The sequence below is a fragment of the Clostridium tarantellae genome, assembly GCF_009295725.1.
GTDB classification, from domain to species: domain Bacteria; phylum Bacillota; class Clostridia; order Clostridiales; family Clostridiaceae; genus Sarcina; species Sarcina tarantellae.
The window spans coordinates 1-478 of the sequence record NZ_WHJC01000649.1 but is presented as its reverse complement, the minus strand read 5'-3'; the positions used below and the strand labels follow the sequence as shown (position 1 = coordinate 478).

Annotated in this window: 1 protein-coding gene; it reads left to right on the top strand. The window is 24.5% G+C overall.

Annotated elements, in window-relative coordinates; genetic code table 11:
• Positions 1–478, top strand: a 478-nt coding sequence (locus tag GBZ86_RS17640) for a hypothetical protein (protein WP_170272331.1), incomplete at both ends; no start/stop codon positions are given.

Genomic DNA, 478 nt, shown 5'->3' with positions numbered 1-478 from the left:
TGATAAGCTATATTAATGAAGACTCTGTAACTTCTAATGCAAATACAATAATAGAATTTACACAAAATAATTTTTCAGCATTACTAAGTAAATTTACAATTAAAACTATGTTCAATAAAGCAAATGAATTGAGTATATGTAATAATGAAGAAGTTGAAAAAGGAATTAAAGGAAAGGATCATCTTGAATCTATAAATAAAACACTTGAAAAAATACCAAAGGATTTTAGAGATAAAGTATCATTAGTTGTAAATACATCAACATATATGGAGATAGCCATTTTGCTTGGAAAATTAAATTTAAGTTCACTATTAAACAATGAAAATACCATTTATGGTAAAATTAAAGTTTGTGATTACCTAGAAAATGGTGAAATGATACTTGGAGACCTATCTCAATTGTGTTTTAATTATCACTATATAATTCAAGATAGTGATAAAGATATACAAAAGGGTCTTTATATAGTAAGACTTAAAGC